Annotated in this window: 18 protein-coding genes; 11 read left to right on the forward strand and 7 right to left on the reverse strand. The window is 66.8% G+C overall.

Annotated elements, in window-relative coordinates:
• Positions 1–105 precede the first annotated feature (105 nt).
• The 3 genes from B3E91_RS07945 to B3E91_RS07955 all read left to right on the forward strand — a co-directional run bounded on the left by B3E91_RS07945 (position 106) and on the right by B3E91_RS07955 (position 4,085).
• The gene (locus B3E91_RS07945; RefSeq protein ID WP_273230148.1) at positions 106–609 is read left to right on the forward strand and encodes an RNA polymerase sigma factor; all 504 of its coding nucleotides are present in this window, start codon (positions 106–108) and stop codon (positions 607–609) included.
• Positions 606–1,559, forward strand: a complete 954-nt coding sequence (locus B3E91_RS07950) for a FecR family protein (protein ID WP_287028983.1) — start codon at positions 606–608, stop codon at positions 1,557–1,559. The genes B3E91_RS07945 and B3E91_RS07950 overlap by 4 nt, the downstream gene beginning before the upstream one ends.
• Before the next feature lie 132 nt (positions 1,560–1,691).
• Entirely contained in the window at positions 1,692–4,085 is a 2,394-nt protein-coding gene (locus tag B3E91_RS07955; protein ID WP_287028984.1) for a TonB-dependent receptor, read from the forward strand.
• A gap of 39 nt (positions 4,086–4,124) precedes the next feature.
• Here B3E91_RS07955 and B3E91_RS07960 read toward each other — a convergent pair whose 3' ends face one another.
• Positions 4,125–5,249: a methyltransferase gene (locus B3E91_RS07960; protein ID WP_287029100.1), complete on the reverse strand. Its 1,125-nt coding sequence runs from the start codon at positions 5,247–5,249 to the stop codon at positions 4,125–4,127.
• A gap of 199 nt (positions 5,250–5,448) precedes the next feature.
• On the opposite strand from B3E91_RS07960, the gene B3E91_RS07965 reads away from it, so the two are divergent.
• The 3 genes from B3E91_RS07965 to B3E91_RS07975 all read left to right on the forward strand — a co-directional run bounded on the left by B3E91_RS07965 (position 5,449) and on the right by B3E91_RS07975 (position 10,131).
• Positions 5,449–7,503 (forward strand): LTA synthase family protein, encoded by a 2,055-nt coding sequence (locus B3E91_RS07965; RefSeq protein WP_287028985.1) that lies wholly within the window; start codon positions 5,449–5,451, stop codon positions 7,501–7,503.
• A 129-nt stretch (positions 7,504–7,632) separates the two neighbouring features.
• Positions 7,633–8,409, forward strand: coding sequence for a ferredoxin--NADP reductase (locus B3E91_RS07970; protein WP_287028986.1), 777 nt, complete (start codon positions 7,633–7,635; stop codon positions 8,407–8,409).
• Between the two features lie 165 nt (positions 8,410–8,574).
• Positions 8,575–10,131: a TerC family protein gene (locus B3E91_RS07975; protein ID WP_287028987.1), complete on the forward strand. Its 1,557-nt coding sequence runs from the start codon at positions 8,575–8,577 to the stop codon at positions 10,129–10,131.
• Positions 10,132–10,189: 58 nt separating this feature from the next.
• On the opposite strand, the gene mscL is transcribed toward B3E91_RS07975, so the two are convergent.
• Positions 10,190–10,624: a large-conductance mechanosensitive channel protein MscL gene (gene mscL / locus B3E91_RS07980; RefSeq protein WP_282343902.1), complete on the reverse strand. Its 435-nt coding sequence runs from the start codon at positions 10,622–10,624 to the stop codon at positions 10,190–10,192.
• A 116-nt stretch (positions 10,625–10,740) separates the two neighbouring features.
• Complete coding sequence (locus B3E91_RS07985; RefSeq protein ID WP_287028988.1) at positions 10,741–11,487, reverse strand: EAL domain-containing protein; 747 nt, start codon at positions 11,485–11,487, stop codon at positions 10,741–10,743.
• Between the two features lie 155 nt (positions 11,488–11,642).
• Here B3E91_RS07985 and B3E91_RS07990 point away from each other — a divergent pair, with 155 nt between their 5' ends.
• A complete protein-coding gene (locus B3E91_RS07990) occupies positions 11,643–11,921 on the forward strand; it encodes a YdcH family protein (protein ID WP_090226175.1) in 279 nt (92 codons plus the stop codon).
• 137 nt (positions 11,922–12,058) lie between these two features.
• Complete coding sequence (radA, locus tag B3E91_RS07995; protein WP_273230164.1) at positions 12,059–13,423, forward strand: DNA repair protein RadA; 1,365 nt, start codon at positions 12,059–12,061, stop codon at positions 13,421–13,423.
• Between the two features lie 12 nt (positions 13,424–13,435).
• On the opposite strand, the gene B3E91_RS08000 is transcribed toward radA, so the two are convergent.
• On the reverse strand, positions 13,436–13,804 hold the full coding sequence (locus tag B3E91_RS08000) for a PilZ domain-containing protein (RefSeq protein ID WP_282343895.1): 369 nt from the start codon (positions 13,802–13,804) through the stop codon (positions 13,436–13,438).
• A gap of 325 nt (positions 13,805–14,129) precedes the next feature.
• Here B3E91_RS08000 and B3E91_RS08005 point away from each other — a divergent pair, with 325 nt between their 5' ends.
• The 3 genes from B3E91_RS08005 to yjiA all read left to right on the forward strand — a co-directional run bounded on the left by B3E91_RS08005 (position 14,130) and on the right by yjiA (position 17,566).
• Positions 14,130–16,196, forward strand: a complete 2,067-nt coding sequence (locus B3E91_RS08005) for a carbon starvation CstA family protein (RefSeq protein ID WP_287028989.1) — start codon at positions 14,130–14,132, stop codon at positions 16,194–16,196.
• Positions 16,197–16,206: 10 nt separating this feature from the next.
• Positions 16,207–16,410 (forward strand): YbdD/YjiX family protein, encoded by a 204-nt coding sequence (locus B3E91_RS08010; protein WP_090226186.1) that lies wholly within the window; start codon positions 16,207–16,209, stop codon positions 16,408–16,410.
• Between the two features lie 169 nt (positions 16,411–16,579).
• Positions 16,580–17,566, forward strand: a complete 987-nt coding sequence (gene yjiA, locus B3E91_RS08015) for a GTPase (protein WP_287028990.1) — start codon at positions 16,580–16,582, stop codon at positions 17,564–17,566.
• A 51-nt stretch (positions 17,567–17,617) separates the two neighbouring features.
• On the opposite strand, the gene mqo is transcribed toward yjiA, so the two are convergent.
• From mqo to B3E91_RS08030, 3 genes are all read right to left on the reverse strand, one after another.
• The gene (mqo, locus tag B3E91_RS08020) at positions 17,618–19,261 is read right to left on the reverse strand and encodes a malate dehydrogenase (quinone) (RefSeq protein WP_287028991.1); all 1,644 of its coding nucleotides are present in this window, start codon (positions 19,259–19,261) and stop codon (positions 17,618–17,620) included.
• A gap of 435 nt (positions 19,262–19,696) precedes the next feature.
• Positions 19,697–20,950, reverse strand: a complete 1,254-nt coding sequence (gene glyA / locus B3E91_RS08025) for a serine hydroxymethyltransferase (protein ID WP_287028992.1) — start codon at positions 20,948–20,950, stop codon at positions 19,697–19,699.
• Between the two features lie 151 nt (positions 20,951–21,101).
• On the reverse strand, positions 21,102–25,322 hold the full coding sequence (locus B3E91_RS08030; RefSeq protein ID WP_414708219.1) for a bifunctional diguanylate cyclase/phosphodiesterase: 4,221 nt from the start codon (positions 25,320–25,322) through the stop codon (positions 21,102–21,104).
• Positions 25,323–25,437: the final 115 nt, after the last annotated feature.

The raw sequence follows: 25,437 nt of genomic DNA on the forward strand, positions 1-25,437 counted from the left end.
CGAACGGGTACGCGGCTGGGAGGTTGCGCATCGCATCGGTTTTCATTTGAAAATTATTCTCGATAAATATATGGTCCGCCTCTTCCCGAGCCTCGAGTGTTCGACGTGTCGTCGCCCTCCGATTCCCCGTCCCCCGACGGCCAGTTCCAACGCCATGCCGGCGAGCTGTTGCGTTTTCTCACGCGCCAGCTGAATTGCTCGGAACTGGCGGCGGACCTGCGGCAGGAAACCTGGCTGCGTTTCCGTCGCGCCCAGCCGGGGGAGATCGGCAACCTGCGGGCCTTTCTCTACCGCATCGCGCGAAACCTGGTCATCGACCATCGCCGCCAGCTGGACGCCCGCGCGCCGCAGGAGCCGATGGACGAGCAACTGGAAAGCCCCATGCCCGGACCCGAACGCTACGCCTCCGGCAGCCAGCAACTGGCGCAGTTGCACGCGCTGTTGCAGGAACTGCCGCCGCACGTGCGCAAGGCCCTGCTGTGGAATCGCCTCGACGGGCTGACCCAGCGCGAAATCGGCGAGCGCCTCGGCGTCTCCGAAAGCATGGCCGGGCGTTATATCCTGAGGGCCCTCGAGTACTGCCAGAGCCGCATGGATGACCCGTCATGAATGAGCCCGCCACCCGTGCCCGCGAATGGCTGGTGCTGCTCAACTCCGGCCGCGCCAGCGCCGCCCAGCGCGCCGAGGCGGAAGTCTGGCGCCAGGCGTCGGCGGCGAATGCCGAGGCCTGGAACCGCGCGCAGCGCCTGTGGGGCCTGATCGGCGAACTGGGCAGCAGCGCCGCGGTGGTCGACCCAGCGCCATTGCCCGCACCACGCCGTCGTTGGCGGCTAGGTTGGGCCGCGCCGCTGGCAGCGGCCGCGTGCCTGGTGATCGCCCTGTGGCTACCGCAGGAACACTGGGTCGGCTGGTACGCCGACATCCACACGGGCGCGGGGCAGCTGCGTGAAGTGGCGCTGGAGGACGGCTCGATCCTGATGCTCAACGGCAATACCGCGCTGGACTGGGACATGCACGGTGGCGAGCGCCACGTCCGGCTGTATCAGGGCCAGGCGGATTTCCAGGTCGCCAAGGATGCCGAGCATCCGTTCGTCATCCAGGCCGGGCCGGCGCGCATCCGCGTCACCGGCACGCGCTTCGACGTCAACTACAGCGGCGACCGGGTGCTGCTGTCGGTCACCGAAGGGCACGTCGAGGCGAGCCAGGACGGGCAGCCGGCGGTGGCGGTGACCGCGCAGCAGCAGGTGCTCTGGCAACACGGCGTGCTGCAGGCGGTCCGGCCGCTGGATGCCAGCCAGGCGCTGGCCTGGCAGCGCGGACGGCTGGTGTTCAGGTCGCGACCGCTGGAAGAGGTGTTCGCCGAGCTCGCGCGTTACCAGGATGGCCGCGTGCTGTTCCTCTACGACCAGGCCCGGCGCCTGGCGGTCACCGGAGTGTTCTCCCGGCAGCAGCCGCAGGCGGTCTTCGACGCCATCGAAGCGACCCTGCCCGTCAGGCTGACCCGCCTTCCCGGCCTCCTGCTGGTCTCCGCCAAGGGCGCGCAGGACCCGGCCCGATAGCCGGACGCGTCCCGGTTTTCGCGGGCGCGAAAAAAAGTGGCGTGCCAGGTTCAGAAAAGAGAGGGCGTTTCGTCTTCCTCCTGCAAATGCGAATTTCTCGCATCGTCCTTTGCAGTGATCAGGAATCGAACCATGCGGCCACATCGCCATCCTCTCGCCCGCGCCCTTCTCGTCGCTCATTTCGCCATCGCCCTGCCGGCCGCCTGGGCCGTGCCGCTGGATGTTCCCGTCCAGAGCCTGGAATCCGCGCTCACCACCTTCGCCGAGCAGGCCGACATCCGCCTGCTCTACAGCGCCGAGATGACCGAAGGGCTGAGCACCGCGCAGCCCCTGCAGGGCGATTACTCCGTGGCCGAAGGCCTGCAGCGCCTGCTGCAGGGCTCCGGGCTGGGCTACCAGGCCGCCGGCGACGGCACCATCACCCTGGTGCGCAACCCGCAGGGCGCGGCCCTGGAACTCGGCACCGCTATCGTTAGCGCACGCTCGGCCGCCGCTGATGGCCTGCCGGAAGCCTACGCCGGCGGCCAGGTGGCCCGCGGCGCGCGCATGGGCATCCTGGGCAACCAGGACATGCAGGACGTGCCGTTCAGCTTCTCCAGCTACACCTCCGAGCTGATCGAGAAGCGCCAGGCGCAAACCCTCGGCGACGTGCTCGCCAGCGACCCGGCCGTGCGCCAGTCCTACGGCTTCGGCAATTTTTCGCAGGTCTTCGTGATTCGCGGATTTCAGCTCTACTCCGACGACATCGCCTTCAACGGGCTTTACGGGATACTGCCGCGGCAGATCATCTCCGCCGAAGCCGTCGAGCGGGTCGAGGTGTTCAAGGGCGCCAACGCCTTTCTCAACGGCGTGGCGCCCGGCGGCAGCGGCGTGGGCGGGGCGATCAACGTCGTGTCCAAGCGCGCCGAAGACACGCCGACGCGCAGTGTGACGCTGGATTACACCAGCGACAGCAAGACGGGCGTCCACCTCGACCTCGGGCGGCGCTTCGGCGAGGACGATCGCTTCGGGGTGCGCGCCAACATTGCCCAGCGCGACGGCGAGTCGGCCGTCGATGGGGAGAACTCGCACTTCACTCTGGCGGCGTTCGGTCTGGACTACCGCGGCGACCGTTTGCGCCTGTCGACCGATTTCGGCTACCAGAAACAGCGCGTCAACGAAGGGCGGTCGGTGGTCTACCTGACTAGCGCCGGGCTCGGCGGGAAGGTGCCGAAGGTCCCCGACGCCAACGACAACTACTCGCAGCCCTGGGCCTACTCCCAGCTGGAAGACACCTACGGCATGTTCAATGCCGAGTACGACCTCGATGACGACTGGACGCTCTACGGCGCGGCGGGTGGCAAGTACACCCGCGAAAATGGCGTGTACTCCTCGCTCTACGTCACCTCGCCGAGCGGCGCCGCGACGGTCGGGCGCCTGTATTCGCCACTCGATCAGGAGACCTACAGCACGGTGGCCGGATTGCGCGGCAAGCTGACCACCGGGCCGGTCAGTCACCAGCTGAACGTCGCGGTGAACGGCATCTGGCAGGAGAAGCGCAATGCGTTCGAGTCGACTTCCGCTACCAATCGGCTGCCCGGAAACCTCTACGATCCGTTCCCCAGCCCGGAGCCCGTGGCGGGCGTCAGCGGCGATATCCACGACCCGGACACCACCGGCAAGGTGAAGAACCGCAGCGCGGCGATCTCCGACACCCTGGGCTTCTTCGACGACCGGGCACTGCTCACCCTCGGCGTGCGCCGTCAGTCCATCGCGGCGGATGCCTGGAGCGCGGCAACCGGCCTGCGTACCTCCAACTACGACGACAGCATCACCACGCCGGTCTACGGGCTGGTCATCAAGCCCACCGAGTACCTGTCGTTCTACGCCAATCGCATCGAGTCTCTTCAGCAGGGACCTACGGCCCCCGGCGCTTCGAGCAATCCAGCCGGGCAGATGTTCGCGCCCTATCGCAGCAAGCAGCTCGAGGCGGGAGTCAAGCTCGACTGGGGCACCTACGGCGCCAGCCTGGGGGTTTACCGCATCGAGCAACCGCAAGGCGTCACCGGCCCGGACAACTTCTACCGGGTGGATGCCGAACAGCGAAACCGCGGCGTCGAGCTGAGTCTGTTCGGCGAACCGCTGGTCGGGCTGCGTGTCCTGGCCGGGGGCACCTGGATCGATACCGAGCTGAGCGGTACATCCGGGGGCGCGAACGACGGCAATCGTGCGGTCGGGGTCCCGGAGTTCCAGTTCAACCTCGGCGCCGACTGGGACGTGCCGGGCATGCCGGGGGTGAGCGTCAACGGGCTGCTGCTGCGTACCGGCGGCCAGTTCTACGATTCCGCCAACACGTTGAGCATTCCGGCCTGGACGCGTATCGATCTGGGCGCGAGCTACCGGTTCACGGTGGAGGCACGCGACGTCACCCTGCGTGCCGGCCTGGAGAACGTCGCCAACGAGGACTACTGGGCCTCGGCGAACGGCGGTTACCTGACCCAGGGCGCGCCACGCACGTTGAAGGTCTCGGCCACCGTCGACTTCTGAGCGGCGTCGTGCGGCACGCTTAGAGCGCCGTCGGAGGCGCTACTTGCGCGCCTTGAGGATGACGAACTTGGGCGTCGCCGCGACCTGCTCCACGCCGCGGAACAGGCGCTTGAGCTTGACGTGATAGCCCAGGTGGCGGTTGCCGACGATCCACAGTTCGCCGCCCTGCACCAGCGCCGCGTGGGCCTGCTGGAACATCCGCCAGGCGAGGAAATCGCCGACCGCCTGCTGCTGGTGGAAGGGCGGGTTGCACAGCACCAGGTCCAGCGAATCCGCCGGCTGGCTGGCGAGGCCGTCGTCGGCGCGAATGTCCACCGGGCGCTCGCCCAGCGCCGCGCGCCAGTTGTCCGCCGCCGACTGCACGGCCATGTACGACTCGTCCACCAGCGTCAGCTGCGCCTGGGAATTGCCCAGCGCGTAGACGATGCCGAGCACGCCGTTGCCGCAGCCGAGGTCGGCCACGCGCAGTTCGCCCAGTTGCCGCGGCAGGTGCGCGAGGAACGCGCGGGTGCCGATGTCCAGGCCTTCGCGGCAGAACAGGTTGGCGTGATTGAGCAGTTCCAGCGGCGGCTGCTCCAGGCGGTAGCGGCTGGGGTAGGGCGAGCGCGGCGCCGCTTTCTGCTCCGGCGTGGCGAACAGCAGCCGCGCCTTCTTCACCGCCAGCGAAGCCTGCAGCGGGCCGATGTATGTCTCCATCAGCTCGCCGGCGGCGCGCGGCAAATGCTTGATCATTGCCCCGGCGACCACCCGCGCGCCCGGCGCCAACTGGTGGTGCAGGCGAATCAGCTGTTCTTCGAGCAGCGCCAGGGTCTTCGGCACGCGGATCAGCACCCAGTCGAACGGACCTTCGGCGCGCTGGCTGGCGGGCACGAACGCGACGGCGTCGGCGGGCAGGCCGTTGCGGGCGAGGTTCTTCTGCAGCGCCAGATGGCCCAGGTGCGAATCACCGCTGCTGACCACGCGGGCCTTGCCGGCCAGGGAGCAGGCGAGGGCACCGAAACCGTCGTTGAGCAGCAGCACCCGGGCGTCGGCGGCCAGCCCCAGCTGGTGCAGATGGTTCAACAGGTACTCGTCGGCGGCATCGAAGGCCTGCAGCGGCTCGTGGTTCTGCTCCGGCTGACGGATCAGCTCGAGTCGGGCGAAGGGCGTGGTGAAGGTGTTCATCGGCGGATCGCGGGCGCTGGCGGCTGGGCCCGGCATTCTACCTGCAAGCGACGCCGGCCGAAGCGCCCGGTACCTGCTTCATTTGACGCGTCTTTCACATCGGCTTGACCTGGCGTTGATGAGGGCGCGGCTAGGATGCGCGCGCCCGGCTCCCTCGCCGGACGCCTCCCACCTGTCGCCGTATCCACAGGAAGTGTCCATGCCGTTGTCGTCATCCCGTTCCCGCCTGCCCGCGCCGCGCGCATCCATCGCCCGCCACCTGGCGTTCACCCTGGGGAGTGGGCTCGTCCTGCTCGTCCTCTATTCGCTGCTGCGCGTGGCCTTGCTGGTGTACAACCGCGAGCTGATCGGCAGCGCGACGCCCGAGATGTTCGGCGAGGCCTTCTTCAATGGCCTGCGTTTCGACCTGCGCCTGGCGGTCTACGCCTGCGCGCCGCTGGTGCTGTGTCTGCTGTGGGCGCCGGCGATGCGCCTGCGCGGGGCGATGCGCGCCTGGCTGGTGCTGTTCGCCAGCCTCACGCTGTTCCTCGGACTGCTGGAGATGGACTTCTACCGCGAGTTCCACCAGCGCCTCAATGCGCTGGTGTTCCAGTACCTGCAGGAAGACCCGACCACCGTCGCCAGCATGCTCTGGCACGGCTTTCCGGTGGCGCGCTACCTGCTGGCCTGGGCGCTGGGAACGCTGCTGCTGGCCTGGCTGTTCAAGCGCCTGGACGTGGCGACCCGCGCCGCGCCGCAGTCGTCGGGCCGGGGCGCCGCCTGGTACTGGCGCCTGCCGGTGTTCGCGCTGTGTCTGGTGATCTGCGTGATCGCCGCGCGCGGCAATCTGCGCCAGGGGCCGCCGCTGCGCTGGGGCGATGCCTACACCACCGAATCGATGTTCGTGAACCACCTCGGCCTGAACGGCACCCTGACCCTGGTGGACGCCGCCAAGCACAGCTTTTCCTCGCACCGGCAGAATACCTGGAAGGCCAGCCTGCCCGCGGATAGGGCCCTGCAGGTGGTGCGCGAGATGCTGCTGACGCCCAACGACCGCCTGGTCGATGCCGACAGCGCCGCGCTGCGTCGCGACACCACGCCGCCAGAAGCCGGCACGCTGCCGATCCGCAACGTGGTGGTGATCCTGCTGGAGAGCTTCGCCGGGCGTTACGTCGGCGCGCTGGGCGAGCCGGGCAACATCACGCCGAACTTCGACCGCCTGGCGAAGGAGGGGCTGCTGTTCACCCGTTTCTTCTCCAACGGCACCCACACCCATCAGGGGATGTTCGCCACCATGGCCTGCTTCCCCAACCTGCCGGGCTTCGAATACCTGATGCGCATGCCGGAGGGCGCGCATCGCTTCTCCGGGCTGCCGCAGCAGCTGAATGCCCGCGGTTACCGCGACGTGTACGTCTACAACGGCAATTTCCAGTGGGACAACCAGTCCGGGTTCTTCAGCAACCAGGGCATGAGCCGCTTCGTCGGCCGCGAGGATTTCGTCGACCCGGTGTTCATCGACCCGACCTGGGGCGTGTCCGACCAGGACATGTTCGATCGCGGCGCCGAGGAACTGCTCAAGCTGGGCCGTGAAGGAAAACCCTTCTACGCGCTGTTGCAGAGCCTCTCCAACCACACGCCTTACGCCTTGCCCAAGGACCTGCCGGTGGAGCCGGTCACCGGGTTCGGCTCGAACGATCTGCACCTCACCGCGATGCGCTACGCCGACTGGGCGCTGGGCCAGTTCTTCGAGAAGGCGCGCAAGGCGCCGTACTTCAAGGACACCCTGTTCGTGGTGCTCGGCGACCACGGTTTCGGCAGCACCGAACAGCTCACCGAGATGGACCTGTTCCGCTTCAACGTGCCGCTGCTGCTCATCGGTCCGGGCGTGAAGGAGAAGTTCGGCAGCCTGCGCGACACCGTCGGCACGCAGATCGACGTGGTGCCCACCATCATGGGCCGGCTCGGCGGCACCACCCGCCAGCAGTGCTGGGGCCGCGACCTGCTCAACCTGCCGGCCGGCGACCAGGGCATCGGCATGATCAAGCCGTCCGGCGGTGAACAGACCGTGGCGCTGGTGAAGGGCGGGCAGATCCTCGTGCAGCCGCGCGACCTGCCGGCGCGGCTGTACGACTACCGGCTCGGCCACGATGCGAAGGTCAGCCTGGCCACCGATACGGCGGCCGAAGCGCAGATGAAGGACAGCCTCGACGCCTTCATCCAGACCGCCACCCGCAGCCTCAAGGAGAACACCGCCGGCGCCGTCGGCCAGCCGTAAGTCGCGGGCGCGCTCCGGCGCAGAGGCGCAACCTATGCCCCAGCGCGGGCTATACACCTGCCGCCCGCCGGTGTTTATGCCAGTGGCAATGCGCGACACTAGGCGCGCATTGCCAGACGAGAGCGAGCCATGACCGCCAGCGACGACAAGTTCACCCGCCAGACGCTGCTCGACGTGCAGCCGCTGACCCCGAGTCTGTTCGGCCTGCGCACCACGCGCGATCCGGGTTTCCGCTTCCGCGCCGGTCAGTTCGCCCGGCTCGGCGTGACCAAGGCCGACGGCAGCACGGTGTGGCGGGCCTACTCCATGGTCTCGGCGCCGCACGACGAGTTCCTCGACTTCTTCTCCATCGTCGTGCCCGGCGGCGAATTCACCAGCGAGCTGAGCCGCCTGCGGGTCGGCGACGAGCTGCTGGTGGACAAGCAGGCCTTCGGTTTCCTCACCCTCGACCGCTTCGTCGACGGCCGTGACCTCTGGCTGCTGGCCACCGGCACCGGCGTCGCGCCCTTCGTCTCGATCCTCCAGGACTTCGAGGTGTGGGAGCGCTTCGAGCGGATCTTCCTCGTCTACAGCGTTCGCGAGGCGCGCGAGCTGGCCTACCGCGAGCTGATCGCCGGTCTCGCCGGCCGCGACTACCTGCAGGAGCATGCGCACAAGCTGCGCTTCATCCCGGTGGTCACCCGCGAGGCGCATCCCGGCGCACTGCAAGGGCGCATCACCACGCTGATCGAGAACGGCGAGCTGGAGCGCGCTGCCGGAGAAACGCTGCAGCCGGGGCATTCGCGGGTCATGCTGTGCGGCAATCCGCAGATGATCGAGGACACCCGCGCGCTGCTGAAAACCCGCGACATGCAGCTCTCGCTGAGCCGTCGGCCGGGGCAGGTGGCGGTGGAGAACTACTGGTAGGCGCGAACGCGCTGTTACGTTTTTCCGCTTAGCATCCGCCGCGCCGGCCACTAGCATCTGGATTCCTTTCCCTGGAATCCGCCCCTCGATGGACAGTGACTCACCCTGCCAGACCGTTTGCCGATCACCCTTCCACCCCTTCGTTCGCCGCGGAGGGTCGCACTGATGGAATGGATCGCCGATCCGACGGCCTGGCTGGGCCTACTCACGCTGATCGTCCTGGAAATCGTCCTGGGCATCGACAACCTGGTGTTCATCGCCATCCTTGCCGACAAGCTGCCCCCCGAGCAGCGCGACCGCGCGCGACTGATCGGCCTGTCGCTGGCGCTGATCATGCGCCTAGGCCTGCTGGCGAGCATTTCCTGGCTGGTCACCCTCACCGCACCGCTGTTCGAGGTGTACGGTCACGCGTTTTCCGGGCGCGACCTGATCATGCTGTTCGGCGGCATCTTCCTGCTGTTCAAGGCGACCATGGAGCTGCACGAGCGCCTCGAGGGGCGCACCCACGTACAGCAGGGCGCGCGTGCCTACGCGGCCTTCTGGCCGGTGGTGGCGCAGATCGTCGTGCTCGACGCGGTGTTCTCGCTGGACGCGGTGATCACCGCGGTGGGGATGGTCGAACACCTGCAGGTGATGATGATCGCCGTGGTGATCTCCATCGGCCTGATGATCATCGCCAGCAAGCCGCTGACCACCTTCGTCAACGCCCACCCGACGGTGATCATGCTGTGCCTGGGCTTCCTGATGATGATCGGCTTCAGCCTCACGGCCGAAGGCCTGGGTTTCCACATTCCCAAGGGCTACCTGTACGCGGCGATCGGCTTCTCGATCCTCATCGAGCTGTTCAACCAGCTCGCCCGCTGGCGCCGCAAGCGCCACCTGCAGGGCCGCCGCAACATCCGCGAACGCACCGCCCACGCCGTGCTGCGCCTGCTCGGCGGGCGCCGGCTGGATGCCGAGGAGGTCGACGAGGAGATCGCCGACATGCTCGATGCCGGTGACGGCGAGGCGGCGCTGTTCGGCCGCCGCGAGCGGGTGATGATCAGCGGCGTGCTGAACCTCGCCGAACGCTCGATCCGCACGGTGATGACCGACCGCATGCGCGTCGCCCACCTCGACCTGCTGGCGCCGCCGGAGGAGCAGCGTCGCAGGCTGCTGGATTCCCCCTATTCGCGCCTGGTGGTGGCGCGCGGCGCGGCCATCGACGAGCCGCTGGGCTACGTGCAGAAGAAGGAACTGTTGCGCGAGCTGCTGCAGGGCGAACAGCCCGATATCGAGCGCCTGGTGCGCGTACCGATCAACCTGCCGGAGAGCTGCTCGGTGCTCAACGCGCTGGAGCAGATGCGCCAGGCGTCCACCCACGTGGCCTTCGTGGTCAACGAATTCGGCCATTTCGAGGGGCTGCTGACGCTCACCGACATCCTCGAGTCGATCGCCGGCGAGCTGCCGGATGCCAGTGAAGTGCAGGGGCCGGACATCCTCGAGGCGGACGACGGCTATCAGGTCAGCGGCGCGCTGAACCTGGCGGTGCTGCGCCGGCGCCTGGGCTTCCAGGCCAGCGCCACCGACGATTACCAGACCCTCGCGGGCCTGGCGATGAGCCTGCTCGATCGCCTGCCGGTCAGCGGCGACCGGCTCGAGTACGCGGGCTGGCAACTGCGCGTGCTGGAGGTGAAGGACCGGCGCATCGCCCGGCTGGAGCTGCGTCCGCCGGCGGCCTGAGTCTCCAGGCATGAAAACGGCGCCCGAGGGCGCCGTTTTCATTTCATTGCGGATTGGTTCAGAGCGGCGGTTTCGTGTCGATCGCCGGGCTGCGCTGCTCCTTGAGGATGTCGCGAATCTCGGTCAGCAGCACCTCTTCCTTGGTCGGGGCCGGCGGCGCGGCCGGCTTGACCTCTTCGTGCTTGCGCAGCTTGTTCATCATTTTGACCGCCATGAAGATCGCGAAGGCGACGATCAGGAAGTCGAACACCGTCTGGATGAATTTCCCGTACGCCAGCACCACCGCGGGCGCATCGCCCTGCGCCGGCTTGAGGATCACCGCCAGGTCGGAAAAATCCACGCCGCCGATCAGCAGGCCCAGCGGTGGCATGACCACGTCGCCGACGAACGACGAGACGATCTTGCCGAACGCGGCGCCGATGATGATGCCGACGGCCATATCGACGACGTTGCCTTTCATGGCGAATGACTTGAACTCTTGGACAAAGCTCATGGGCTGCTCCTTCTGATCGGGGAAACGGATTCTCCGCACTCGGGGCGCTGGCTCCGGGCGCGGACATGCAAGGTGTTAAGAGGGACTGCACTCCAGGCCCGGCAGTTCCGGCGGAGTTAAGGCCAGTTTACGTCGGGAAGCGCCTCGAAGGCCGGTTTGGCGAACAGATAGCGCTGGTAGAGGTAGATTCCCATCGCCTTGAGCGCGGCATATTCGCCAGCGGTTTCCACGCCTTCGGCGATCAGCCCGATACGCAGTTTGCGGCAGATCTGCGCCACGCTTTCCACCAGCACCTGGCGCACGGCGTCGCCGTCGATGCCGCGCAGCAGCTGCATGTCCAGCTTGATCAGGTCGGGCTGGAAGTCGGCGAGCAGATTGAGGTGCGCATAGCCGGCGCCGAAGTCGTCGATGGCGGTGGAGAAACCCATCTTGCGATACGCGCGCAGGATGCCGGCCAGGTGGTCGAGGTCCTGCACCTGTTCCTGCTCGGTGACCTCGAAGATGATCCGCTGCACCGGGAAGTCCAGCTGGCGGGCGGTTTCCAGGGTCGCGCGGATGCAGGTCTCGGCCTTGTACACGGCGTTGGGCATGAAGTTGATCGACAGCTTTCCCGGCAGCGGCAGCCGGGCCGCCTGGCGCAGCGCGGTGATCCGGCACAACTGGTCGAAACCGTAGCGGTTGGACGCATCCACCTGCTGCAGCACGCTGCCCGCGCCCTCGCCGGCGGGGCCGCGCACCAGCGCCTCATGGGCGAAAATGCTGCGGTCGCGGATGTCGATTATCGGCTGGAAGGCCATGCTCACCGGCCGCTCGAAAGTCTCTCCTTCGCGACAGGCGGTGCAGCGTGAGAGGTCATTGTTCATCGGGGCTCCAGGGGCGGCGAGCAGTCATTCCGGTAGACGCGGAGGGCTGCGTCAAATTCACTTGCAGAGGGCTTGAATGGGTTTGATCGGGGTCAAGGGCGGACCGGTAGCGGTGGTTTACGTTGCGCCAAATTTTCAACTATGGAAGCGCAATCATGCACATCGAATACTATTCTCAGCCCAGTGAGTTCGATCGGCAACGTTCCGATTCCCTGAAACTGCGCAAGGCCAACCCGCGTTTCGCCCGCCTGGCCGACCAGTTCGACGACGTCGACAAGCGCATCCTTCGTGTCGAGAGCGGCGTCGAGAAACTGGACGACACCCAGCTTTCCGCATTGAAGATGCAACGCGTCGGCCTGCAGAAGGACCTCAGCAGCCAGCTGCGCAAAGCCGCCGGCGAGTGCTGCAACTGCGGCAAGGCCTGCAGCGCCTGATTCCAGCGCAAGCCTCCGGCCCGGACCGAGCGATCGATCCGGGCTTTTTTATGGGCGGAGATTCCCTGTCGGCCCTGTACGCGGTCGAGGCATGCGCAGCGGGTATGATGGCGCATTCTTTTTCGCGGGAGTTATCCATGGCCAAGGCCAAGCGCATGTACGGCTGCACCGAGTGCGGCGCCACCTTCCCCAAATGGGCCGGCCAATGCGCGGAATGCAACGCCTGGAACACGCTGGTGGAAACCATGATCGAGGGCGCACCGTCCTCGACCTCCGGGCGTGCCGGCTGGGCCGGCGAACAGGCGCAGCTGAAGACCCTGGCCGAAGTCAGCATCGAGGAAATGCCGCGCTTCTCCACCGCCTCCGCCGAGCTCGACCGGGTGCTCGGCGGTGGCCTGGTCGATGGCTCGGTGGTGCTGATCGGTGGCGATCCGGGTATCGGCAAGTCGACCATTCTGCTGCAGACGCTGTGCAACATCGCCGCGCGGTTGCCGGCGTTGTACGTCACCGGCGAGGAGTCGCAGCAGCAGGTGGCGATGCGGGCGCGGCGCCTGGAGCTGCCGCAGGACAAGCTCAAGGTGATGACCGAAACCTGCATCGAGTCGATCATCGATACCGCGCGGCGCGAGCGGCCCAAGGTGATGGTGATCGATTCGATCCAGACCATCTACACCGAGCAGCTGCAATCGGCACCCGGCGGCGTCGCCCAGGTCCGCGAGAGCGCGGCGCTGCTGGTGCGTTTCGCCAAGCAGAGCGGCACGGCGATCTTCCTGGTCGGCCACGTCACCAAGGAAGGCGCGCTGGCCGGGCCGCGCGTGCTGGAGCACATGGTCGATACCGTGCTGTATTTCGAGGGCGAGTCCGACGGCCGCCTGCGCCTGCTGCGCGCGGTGAAGAACCGCTTCGGCGCGGTCAACGAACTGGGCGTGTTCGGCATGACCGACAAGGGCCTGAAGGAAGTCTCCAACCCCTCGGCGATTTTTCTTACCCGCGCGCAGGAGGCGGTGCCCGGCAGCGTGGTGATGGCCACCTGGGAAGGCTCGCGGCCGATGCTGGTGGAGGTGCAGGCGCTGGTCGACACCAGCCACCTGGCCAATCCGCGACGCGTCACCCTCGGCCTCGACCAGAACCGACTGGCGATGCTGCTTGCCGTGCTGCACCGGCACGGCGGCATCCCGACCTACGATCAGGACGTGTTCATCAACGTGGTTGGCGGGGTCAAGGTGCTGGAGACGGCGGTCGATCTGGCGCTGATGGCCGCGGTCATCTCCAGCCTGCGCAACCGCCCGCTGGAACATGACCTGCTGGTGTTCGGCGAGGTCGGCCTGTCCGGCGAGATCCGCCCGGTGCCGAGCGGTCAGGAGCGCCTGAAGGAAGCCGCCAAGCACGGCTTCAAGCGCGCCATCGTGCCGCGCGGCAATGCGCCGAAGGAGGCGCCGCCGGGCTTGCAGGTGATCGCGGTGACGCGCCTGGAGCAGGCGCTGGATGCGTTGTTCGAATAGACGGGCGCGGCCTTACACCCCGCCGAGTGCCGCCAGCTCGCGCTCGAGCAGGGCTTCGTCGCCGAGGTTCAGTTCGACCAGCCGGCGCAGGTGGCTGATGGAGTCGAGGTCGATGTGCTGGCAGATGAATCCCAGATAACCGCCCTGTTCACGGGCCAGGCGCATTTCCATGTGCACCTGGATGTCGCCGCCCAGGTCGATCAGCGCGCGGAACGGCTGTTCCGGATCGCCTGACCAGTGAGCCGGCTGCTTGATCAGCAGCCCATGCAGGGACACGTCCTGTAATGCGCCCACCCAGCGCTGATCGCCCTGGGCAATCTCGGTCACGGCGTCGAATGCGATGCGCTGGAAACGCCGACGTTCGTTGTTATCGCTAGTCATCTCGGGCTCCTCGGGTTTTCCACACTATAGCGACCCTGCGGCCAACCTGCGCGGCCGGTCGATCGCGGGTGTGAACGGTGCCGCGCGCCTTCCGTCCGAATGGACCTCGCGGTGGCTCAAGGGCGGGGCTCGCGGATCATCGGAAAGGCTTGTGCTCGGCGCCCAGGCCGGCAACACTTCGGCCCGTCGTTTCGCTTACTGGCAACAGGCGCGGGCGACAGCCAGGATCATGCTGCCGCGCGTAGCGATTTGGTCGAATAGGGATTTGTTCGGGCCGGGTCTAGACTGTTGCGGCAGTCGTCAGTTCTCTCGTTGGGAGTCCCTCATGAACAATAACAATAGCCTCCTGCGCCATCTGCCCTGGGCAGTGCTGGCCGTGGTGGGCGCGTGTGCCCTTGGTGTCGTGGCCCTGCGCCGCGGTGAAGCCATCAATGCCTTGTGGATAGTCGTGGCGGCGGTCGCCCTCTATCTGGTCGCCTATCGCTACTACAGCCTGTTCATCGCCAACCGCGTGATGCAGCTGGACCCGACCCGCGCGACGCCGGCGGTGCTCAACAACGACGGTCTGGACTACGTTCCGACCAACAAGCACATCCTCTTCGGTCACCATTTCGCCGCCATCGCCGGCGCCGGCCCTCTGGTCGGCCCGGTGCTCGCGGCGCAGATGGGCTACCTGCCCGGCACGCTCTGGCTGATCGCCGGCGTGGTCCTCGCCGGCGCGGTGCAGGACTTCATGGTGCTGTTCATTTCCACCCGTCGTAACGGCCGCTCCCTGGGCGAGCTGGTGCGCGAGGAAATGGGCCAGGTGCCCGGCACCATCGCGCTGTTCGGCGCCTTCCTGATCATGATCATCATCCTCGCGGTGCTCTCGCTGATCGTGGTGAAGGCCCTGGCCGAAAGCCCGTGGGGCATGTTCACCGTGATGGCGACCATCCCGATCGCGATGTTCATGGGGATCTACATGCGCTACATCCGCCCCGGCCGCATCGGCGAGATCTCGGTGGTCGGCGTGGCCCTGCTGCTCGGTTCGATCTGGCTCGGCGGGCAGATCGCCGCCAGCCCCGAGTGGGCGCCGCACTTCACCTTCACCGGCGTGCAGATCACCTGGATGCTGATCGGCTATGGCTTCGTGGCCGCCGTGCTGCCGGTCTGGCTGATCCTCGCACCGCGCGACTACCTGTCCACCTTCCTCAAGATCGGCACCATCATCGCGCTGGCCATCGGCATCCTGGTGGTCATGCCCGAGCTGAAAATGCCGGCGCTGACCCAGTTCACCGACGGCACCGGCCCGGTGTGGAAGGGCACCCTGTTCCCGTTCCTCTTCATCACCATCGCCTGCGGCGCGGTGTCCGGCTTCCATGCGCTGATCTCTTCGGGCACCACGCCGAAGCTGCTGGCCAACGAATCCCACGCCCGCTACATCGGTTACGGCGGCATGCTGATGGAGTCCTTCGTCGCCATCATGGCCATGGTCGCCGCCTCGGTGATCGAGCCGGGCGTGTACTTCGCCATGAACAGCCCCGCGGCGGTGGTCGGCGGTGACGTTCAGGCGGTTGCCGCGACGGTCACTAGCTGGGGCTTCGCCATCACCCCGGAAGCCTTGCAGGCGGTCGCCCACGACATCGGCGAGAACACCATCCTGGCCCGCGCCGGCGGTGCGCCGACCCTGGCCGTGGGGATCGCGCAGATTCTCCACAGCGTGCTGCCGGGCGAGAACACCATGGCGTTCTGGTACCACTTCGCGATCCTCTTCGAGGCGCTGTTCATCCTCACCGCGGTGGACGCTGGCACCCGTGCCGGGCGCTTCATGCTGCAGGACCTGCTGGGCAACTTCGTGCCGGCGCTGAAGCGCACCGAGTCCTGGGCCGCCAACGTCATCGCCACCGCAGGTTGCGTGGCGATGTGGGGCTGGCTGCTGTATCAGGGCGTGATCGACCCGCTGGGCGGCATCAACACCCTGTGGCCGCTGTTCGGCATCTCCAACCAGATGCTCGCCGGTATCGCGCTGATGCTCGGCACCGTGGTCCTGATCAAGATGAAGCGCCAGCGCTATGCCTGGGTGCCGATGATTCCGGCCCTCTGGCTGCTGATCTGCACCACCACGGCCGGCATGATCAAGCTGCTCGACCCGAACCCGGCGGTCGGCTTCCTGGCGCTGGCCAAGAAGTACCAGACCGCGCTGGACGCCGGCCAGGTCATCGCCCCGGCCAAGGACATCACGCAGATGCAGCACGTGATCTTCAACGCCTACACCAACGCGACCCTGACCGTGCTGTTCCTGTTCGTCGTGCTCAGCGTGCTGTTCTACGCGATCAAGGTCGGCCGCGCCGCCTGGGTCAAGCCCGAGCGCAGCGACCGCGAGGCTCCGTTCCAGCCGATCCCGGACGCTTGAGGAGACGCCCATGTTCAATGACCTGAGTCGTATGGGGAAATACCTCGGGCAGGCCGCCCGGATGCTGGTCGGCATGCCCGACTACGACACCTACGTCGCGCACATGGGCAGCAAGCACCCCGATCTGCCGGTGATGAGCTACGAGGCGTTCTTCCGTGAACGCCAGGAGGCGCGCTACGGCGGCGGCAAGGGGCGACCCATCCGCTGCTGTTGAGCCCACCGTGCCAGGCCGCGTGCCTGGCACGACCGGCGATTCAGATGTATCCGCGCGCCACGCCTCGTCGTGGCGCGTTCTTTTTTCGGGTGGATGACGGCTTGTTCATCCTCCGGTAAACCGCTCGGTGGATCGACAAGACGTGGTCCACCCTCCGCAGGACGATCCGATGTCATCCATACCCACCTCCGTTCCCATCCCTGTAACCGTACTTAGCGGTTTTCTCGGTGCCGGCAAGACCACCCTGTTGCGCCACATGCTGGACGCCGAGCACGGCCTCAGGCTGGCGGTGATCGAGAACGAGTACAGCGACACGCCGATCGACAGCCAGTTGCTCGGCAGCGAGCCGGTGCAGGTGATGACGCTGGCCAACGGCTGCGTCTGCTGTTCGATCCATGTCGAGCTGGAGAAGGCGCTCTATCTGCTGCTGGACAAGCTCGACAGCGGCGAGCTGGCGTTCGACCGGCTGGTGATCGAATGCACCGGCCTGGCCGACCCGGCGCCGGTGGCGCAGACCTTCTTCGCCGGCGACGAGCTGTGCGAGCGCTACGTGCTCGACGGCATCGTCACCCTGGTGGACGCCGCCAACGCCGCGCGCCACCTGCAGGAAACCATCGCCCAGGCCCAGGTCGGGTTCGCCGACCGCATTCTGCTGAGCAAGACCGACCTGGTGGATGCCGCCACGGTCGAGGCGCTGGAGCAGCGCCTGCAGCGGATCAATCGCCGCGCGCCGATCCGCGTGGTCGAGCATGGCCGCATCGATCTCGCCGAGCTGCTGGATATCCGTGGCTTCAACCTCAACGCCGACATCGGCCCGTCGTTGACCCTGCGCCCGCTGACGCCCTCCGGCGCGACGCCGGACCGTATCGCCACGCTGGTGCTCAGGAGCGAACGGGCGCTGGACATCGACCGGCTAAGCGCTTTCATGGAGCGCCTGCTGGAGACCCACGGCAACTCGCTGCTGCGCTACAAGGGCGTGCTGGACATTGCCGGCGAGGACCGTCGGATGGTGTTCCAGGGCGTGCTGCGCCTGTACGGCTTCGACTTCGACAGCGAGTGGGGCGCCGACGAAAAGCGCGAGAGCGTGATCGTGTTCATCGGCGACAACCTGCCGGAAGACGAGATTCGCCAGGGGTTCGCCGAACTCGGCGCATAAAAAAACAGGCTCCCGAGGGAGCCTGTCTGTTTCAGCCGAACGAACTGGCGATCAGAGTGCCATGTCGCTCGCCGCGTCTTCCTTGCGCGGCGCCTCGTCTCCGCTCGGACTCGGCGCGACGCTGGCCTTGTTGACCGGCGGCGGCGTGGTCAGTTGCAGGACACCCGCGGTGTAGTTCCATTCCTCGGCCACGCGATCCGGGCTGTCGTTGAGCTTGGTGCCGTAGCTCGGCACGATCTGGCGGATCTTGGCTTGCCACTCGGGCGTGGCGACCTTGTCCTGGAACACCTTCTCCAGCACACCCAGCATGATCGGCGCGGCGGTCGACGCGCCCGGCGAGGCGCCCAGCAGGCCGGCGATGCTGCGGTCTTCGGAGGCGACGATCTCGGTGCCGAGCTTCAGCACGCCGCCTTTATCGGCATCGCGCTTGATGATCTGCACGCGCTGGCCGGCTTGCCACAGACGCCAGTCTTCCTTCTTCGCGTTGGGGAAGTACTCGCGCAGGGCGGCCATGCGGTCGTCGTCCGACAGCATCAGCTGACCGGCGAGGTACTCGACCAGCGGGTACTCGGCGATGCCGACCTTGGTCATCGGCCAGACGTTGTGGGTGTTGGTGCTGGTCAGCAGGTCCAGGTAGGAACCCTGCTTGAGGAACTTGGTGGAGAAGGTGGCGAAGGGCCCGAACAGGATCACGCGCTTACCGTCCAGCACCCGGGTGTCCAGGTGCGGAACCGACATCGGCGGTGCGCCGACCGACGCCTTGCCGTAGGCTTTGGCCAGGTGCTGCTGGGCGATCGAGGGGTTCTCGGTGACCAGGAACGAGCCGCCGACCGGGAAGGCGCCGTATTCGCGTGCTTCCGGAATGCCGGATTTCTGCAGCAGGTGCAGCGCGCCGCCACCGGCGCCGATGAAGACGAACTTGGCGTCGGTCTGCGTCTCGCTGTTGTCCTTCAGGTTCTTGTAGGTCACGCGCCAGCTGCCGTCCGGGTTGCGCGTGATGTCCTCGACTTCGCTGGACAGCTTGAGCGAGAAGTTCTTCTTGCTCTGGAGGTTGGCGACGAACTGGCGGGTGATTTCGCCGAAGTTCATGTCTGTGCCGATCGGCGTCCAGGTCGCGGCGATCTTCTGCGTCGGGTCGCGGCCTTCCATCATCAGCGGAACCCACTGCCTGATCTGCGCCGGGTCCTCGGAGTACTGCATGCCGCTGAACAGCGGGCTGGCCTGCAGCGCCTCATAGCGCTTCTTCAGGAAGGCGATGTTGTCGTCGCCCCAGACGAAGCTCATGTGCGGGGTGGAGTTGATGAACGAGCGCGGATTCTTCAGCACGCCCTGGCGGACCTGCCAGGACCAGAACTGCCGCGAGACCTGGAACGACTCGTTGATCTCGATCGCCTTGGAGATGTCGATCTTGCCGTTCTTGTCCTCGGGGGTGTAGTTCAGTTCGGCGAGGGCCGAGTGGCCGGTGCCGGCGTTGTTCCAGCCGTTCGAGCTTTCCTCGGCGACGCCGTCCAGGCGCTCGACCATTTCCATGGTCCAGTCCGGTTCCAGTTCGCTGAGCCAGATGCCCAGGGTGGAGCTCATGATGCCGCCGCCGATGAGCAGGACATCGACTTTCTTCGCCTCCTCGGCGAATGCGCAAGGAGTGCCCATGGCGATCGCAAGGCCGAGCAGGGCAGGATTGAGTTTCTTGAACATCTTCAGATTCCCATGTTGAACGAGCATCCACGCCAGCCTGACGGGGCAATCAGCCTCGCTCGCTCACGATGGTCAGCGCGGACATGGCCGCATCGACTGGACATGGACATATGGAGGTCGGCGTTCGCCCTGGCCTCCAACTTCCTGTCTCTCCCGCGCTGACTTGTTGTTCGTCGTTGGAATCTGCTGCTTGAGTGACATTCTGTGTGCTGGATCGGGCTGTACGCCTGTCGATCAGCAGGTTCTGTTCGGCCACCGGGGGTGAGGGGCGCGACAAAACAGCGCAGGATCATATCACGTCTCGCAGTTGCCGCGCTCCCGGCAGCGCCGCGTGCCGCGTGCCGCGGGGCCCGGGCGTCGCCTCCCGCGCGCTGGCCCGAATGCCGGGCAAGAAAAAGCCCGGCATCGGCCGGGCTCTTCTGTCGCGGTTGCGTGTTACTTGCCGTAGACCGGCAGGCGCGTGCAGATCGCCTGGACCTTCTCGCGCACGCTGGCTTCGATAGCTTCGTCGCCGAGGTTGCCCAGCAGGTCGCAGATCCAGCCGGCCAGTTCGCGGCAGTCGGCCTCGACGAAACCGCGGGTGGTCACGGCCGGAGTGCCGATGCGCAGGCCGGAGGTCACGAACGGCGAGCGCGGATCGTTGGGTACCGAGTTCTTGTTCACGGTGATGTGGGCACGGCCGAGGGCGGCGTCCGCGTCCTTGCCGGTGATGTCCTGCTTGATCAGCGAGAGCAGGAACAGGTGGTTCTGGGTGCCGCCGGAAACCACGTCGAAGCCGCGCTCGATGAACACTTCGGCCATCGCCTGGGCGTTCTTCACCACCTGCTGCTGGTAGGCCTTGAACTCCGGTTGCAGGGCTTCCTTGAAGCACACGGCCTTGGCCGCGATCACATGCTCCAGCGGGCCGCCCTGGGCGCCGGGGAACACGGCGGAGTTGAGCTTCTTCTCGATCTCGGCATTGGCCTTGGCAAGGATCAGGCCGCCGCGCGGGCCGCGCAGGGTCTTGTGGGTGGTGGTGGTGACCACGTCGGCGAACGGCACCGGGTTCGGGTAGACGCCGGCGGCGACCAGGCCGGCCACGTGGGCCATGTCGACGAACAGGTAGGCGCCGACCTTGTCGGCGATGGCGCGGAAGCGGGCGAAGTCCAGCACCTGCGAGTAGGCGGAGAAGCCGGCGACGATCATCTTCGGCTTGTGCTCGACGGCTAGGCGCTCGACTTCGTCGTAGTCGATCAGGCCGGCGTCGGTGATGCCGTACTGCACCGCGTTGTACAGCTTGCCGGAGGAGGAGACGGACGCGCCGTGGGTCAGGTGGCCGCCGTGGGCCAGGCTCATGCCGAGGATGGTGTCGCCGGCGCTGAGCAGGGCCAGGTAGACGGCGGCGTTCGCCTGCGAGCCGGCGTGCGGCTGGACGTTGGCGTAATCGGCGCCGAACAGTTCCTTGGCGCGGTCGATGGCGATCTGCTCGACCACGTCGACGTACTCGCAACCGCCGTAGTAGCGCTTGCCCGGATAGCCTTCGGCGTACTTGTTGGTCAGCACCGAACCCTGCGCTTCCATCACCGCCGGGCTGGTGTAGTTCTCCGAGGCGATCAGCTCGATGTGGTCTTCCTGGCGCTGGGCTTCCTGCTCCATGGCGGCGAAAAGCTCGGCATCGAAGCGGGCAAGGGTCAAATCTCGGCTGAACATGGCAATCCCCTGGATCGTCTGGGAGGTGGTGGAGAGGCGCGAATTCTACCTGAAGCGGCGCGGGCTGGCACATGAGGCGGCGTCATGCGCAGGACGAGCGGGGTTCATCGATGCGCGGCGAATGCCGTGGCGGCCCTCTGCGACGCGGGGTTCAACTGAGCACGAAGAGCGCCGCGCCGCTGAACATCGACTCGAACTGCGCGGCCGGCATCGGTCGGCCGAACAGGTAGCCCTGCACTTCGTCGCAGCCATGCTGGCGGAGGAAATCCAGCTGCGCCTGGGTCTCGACGCCCTCGGCGATCACCGAGAGGTTGAGGCTGTGGGCCATGGCGATGATCGCGCGGGCGATCTGCGCGTCCTGTTCGCCCTCCGGCAGGCCGTCGACGAAGCTGCGGTCGATCTTCAGCACGTCGATGGGGAACTGCTTGAGGTAGTTCAGCGACGAGTAGCCGGTGCCGAAGTCGTCCACCGCGATGCACAGGCCGAGGCGCTTGAGGTTGTCGAGGATCTGCATGGTCTCGGCGACGTCGCGCATCAGGATGCTCTCGGTCAGCTCCAGCTCCAGGCAGGCGGCCGGCACCTCGCTGTCCTTGAGGATGCAGGCGATGCGCTCGCCGAGCTGGCCGTCGGAGAACTGCCGCGCGGAGAGGTTCACGGAGATCTTCGGCAGGCGCACGCGAGCCTGGTGCCAGGCCTTGAGCTGGCGGCAGGCTTCCTTGAGCACCCAGTCGCCGACCGGCACCACCAGGCCGATCTCCTCCAGCACCGGGACGAAGTCGTTCGGCGGCACCAGCCCGCGGGTGGGGTGCTCCCAGCGCAACAGGGCCTCGGCACCGGTCAGGCGCTTGCCGTCGCCGGACAGCTGCGGCTGGTAGTGAAGGACGAACTGGCCCTGCTCCAGGGCGTGGCGCAGGTCGCTTTCCAGCTCCAGGCGTTCCAGGGCGCTGGCGTTCATCTCGGCCTGGTAGAACTGGAAGTTGTTCTTGCCGCGTTCCTTGGCGTGGTACATCGCGGTGTCGGCGTTCTTCATCAACTGGCTCAGTTCCTCGCCATCCTGCGGGCTGAGGGCGATGCCGATGCTGGCGGTGACGAAGAACTCGCGGCCTTCGAGAATGAACGGCCGGGCCAGGCTGGCGAGGATCTGCTCGCCCACGTGGATCGCCCGTTTCAGCGCGCTTTCGCGGCAATCCTGGGCACGCAGCAGCAGGGTGAACTCGTCGCCGCCCATGCGCGCCACGGTGTCCGAGTCGTCGCCGCAGGCGGCCAGGCGCAGCGCCACTTCCTGGAGCATGCGGTCGCCGGCGGCATGGCCGAGGGAGTCGTTGATCGGCTTGAAGCGGTCCAGGTCGAGGAACATCAGTACCACCCAGTCCTCGCGCCGCTCCGCGGACTGCAGCGCGGTGTACAGGCGATCCTGGAACAGCGTGCGGTTGGGCAGGTGGGTCAGCGGATCGTAGTAGGCCAGGCGGTGGATGCGCTGCTCGCTGGCCTTGCGCTCGCTCATGTCGCTGAAGAAACAGACGTAGCTGACTAGGTCCTTCTCGTCGTCGTGGACCGCGGTAATGCCCACCCAGGCCGGGTAGTTCTCGCCGTTGTAGCGCTTGAGCCAGACCTCGCCTTCCCAGCTGCCGTGCTGGTTGAGCTGGGCCAGGATGTACTGCATGTGCCCGCTCTGCTGGCTTTCCGCGGTGAGCAGGTTGGGCAGCTGGTCGAGCACCTGGGCGCTGGCGTAGCCGCTGATGCGGCTGAAGGCTTCGTTGACCTGGACGATGTAGCCGGCCGGGTCGGTGACCAGGATCGCCGCGGTCGAGTGCTCGAACACCGTCGCCGCCATGCGCAGCTCTTTCTCCGCGCGGCGTTGCGGGCTGATGTCGCGGACGATGCCGAGCATGCCCTCGAAGCGCCCGTGCTCATCCCACATGGGCATCGCGCGCAGTTCCACGGTGATCTTGCGGTCGTCGGCGCGCAGGCAGTCGAGAACGAACATCTGCATCTGGTGTTCGTTGCGCAGTTCGATCATCAGCAGCGGATTGCGCTGCGCCTCGCGGATGCGTTCGAGCAGGGCCTCGAAGCCGCCCAGCTGCGACGGGTTGGCGACCAGGCTGCCCATGCCGTTGCGCATGATCCAGTCGCTGTCGTAGCCGAGCAGCTCGCGCACCGACGGGCTCAGGTAGTTGAGGCGCAGGTCGTCGTCGGTGGTGAAGATCACGTCGCTGATGCTTTCCGCCAGCAGCCGGTAGCGGCGCTCGCTGTCGCGCAGCGACTCGCTGGCCTCGATCTGTTCGGTGATGTCCTTGGCCACCCCGATCAGGTGCTTCACGCGGCCGTCGGCGGTCCGCGAGAGCGCCTGTTCGCGGATGCTGAACCAGTGCCAGCGGCCATTGCGGTGGCGCCAGCGCAGCTGCGATTCGAGCAGCTGGTTCTGCCCGACCACCTGCTGCAAGGCGCGCACTCGCCAGTAGTAGTCGCTGTCGTCGGGATGCAGGATCTGCTCCCAGAAGTGCTCGCCCATGGCGCGCAGTTCCGGTTTGCTGTAGCCGAGCTTGAGGCCGAGGCTGTGGTTGCTGTAGACCACCTCGCGGCTGAGCATGTCGTGCACGTAGAGCATGTCCGGCGCCGCGCGCACCACCTCCGACCAGAATCGCTCGCGCTCGGTCAGCGACAGTTCGACCCGCTTGCGGCGGGTGATGTCGCTGACGCTCAGGGTGACGGCGTGGTAGTCCTGTTCCTGCTCCGGCAGGCGCAGCACCATCCACAGGTGGCGTTCGTCTCCCTCGGACGTGAGGATGCGGGCTTCCATCTCGAGCCGCCGTTGTCCTTCGAGCAGTGCGGCAATCAGCTGGAAGCGCAGGCCTTCGGCGTGCAGCGGCGAATCCCCGAGCAGATGCTGCCAGGCACTTTCGATGCTGTTCACACCCACCAACTGCAGCGCCACCTGGTTCGCTTCGGTGATGCGCATCTGCGCCACCAGCTCGGTGTGACGCTGCGGGTTGGCCTGGATCCAGGCCTGCAGCGACTCGGTGTCGACGATGTCCTGGTCGCGCAGGAACGGCGGCAGGCCGGCCAGGTCGAGGACGCAGAGGGCGATGCCGGTGCCCTCGAAGATGTCCTGGTAGCGGCGCCGGGTTTCCTGCAGTACGCGCATGCTCTGCTGCTCTTCGGTGACGTCGCGCATCACCCAGACGAAGCCCTGGTGCCGCTCGCCCTCGCTCAGCTCGCTGCGGGTCACCGCGAACAGGCGCGTCTCGCCGTGTTGCGCCAGCTCCACCAGGTCGGTGCCGAGGTCGCGGTGCATATCGGCGACGTTGATCAGCAGCGGGTCGAGACCGGGCAGCAGGTCGAGGATATGCAGCCCCTGGGCTTCCTCGTCGCTGAGGCCGAAGAGGTCCTCGGCCTGCGGGTTGAGGTAGTTGACGCGACCGTCGGCATGGGTCAGCAGGACGCGCTCCTCGATGGTGCGCAAGGCGCTGGCGGCCTGCCGCAACGAGCGGCGAGAGGCATCGTTGAGTTCGCGCAGCGCGCGCTGTTCACGCAGCAGGCCGACCAGCGCGCCGAGTACCAGAAGGCTGCAGACGAGGAACAGCAGGAGCTTGCCGGAAAGGGCCGGCCACTGTGCCGCGCGGGCCTCGGCGGCATCGAAGAGCACCCGCAGTTGCCAGTCACTGCCCGGCAACGGGAGCACGCGGATGCTCAGCGAGCGTTCTTCGGCGCTGAGCGGCGCGATTCGTGGGTCCGGGTTGGCGTTCCGTGATCGGCGCGCGATGGCGCGTTGCTCGACCTTGTCCTCCAGCAGCCAGCCGTGGGCGTTCTGCTGCAGCAGCCAGCGGTGCATCGAGTCGCCGCTCAGGCGCAACAGCCAGTGCCCGCGCGGCTGGTCGTCCGCGCTCTGGCGCAGCACGAGGTAGACGGTGCCACCCTCGGTTTCGGCATACAGGTAGTGGAAAGGATCATCCCCGGCGCGGCGTAGCAGGGCAGGCAAAGCGGCCATATCGCCCGACTCGCCCTCGGTGTCTTCCAGCAGCCGGCCTTGCTCGTCCAGCCAGGCGAGGCTGCGCAGGGACGGATAGATGCGTTGCAGGTCGCCGAGCAGGCCGGGATCGCCGAGCCGGGAGAGCGGCGCGGGCCCACGCTGGTGCAGCAGCGCGAGCGCGGCGTGGGCCTTGAGGTCCATGCTGGCGGCGAGGTGGTCGGCGAGCTGGATGCCCGATTCAAGGCTGCGCTGCCGCTCACTGGCCTGGCCTTGCTGGAACTCCTGGCGCAACTGCCAGAGCAGCAGGCTCAGAACCACCAGCACCAACGCGACCAGAATGCCTTTGACCGAACCTCGCCGAGCGCCGTCGACGGCATGCGCGAGGGATGAGGGCAGCTTCAACACCGGCTATTCCTGCAAAATCAACACTATAGAGAACCGGCGTCTCCCGGAAAAAAGGCGGGCTGGCGCGGGCGGCTAGCATGCCCGGAAAGAAGGCAAACTGCCAGTATGGCCG

The organism is Pseudomonas sp. UBA6310 (genome assembly GCF_002438225.1).
Lineage (GTDB): Bacteria > Pseudomonadota > Gammaproteobacteria > Pseudomonadales > Pseudomonadaceae > Pseudomonas_O > Pseudomonas_O kuykendallii.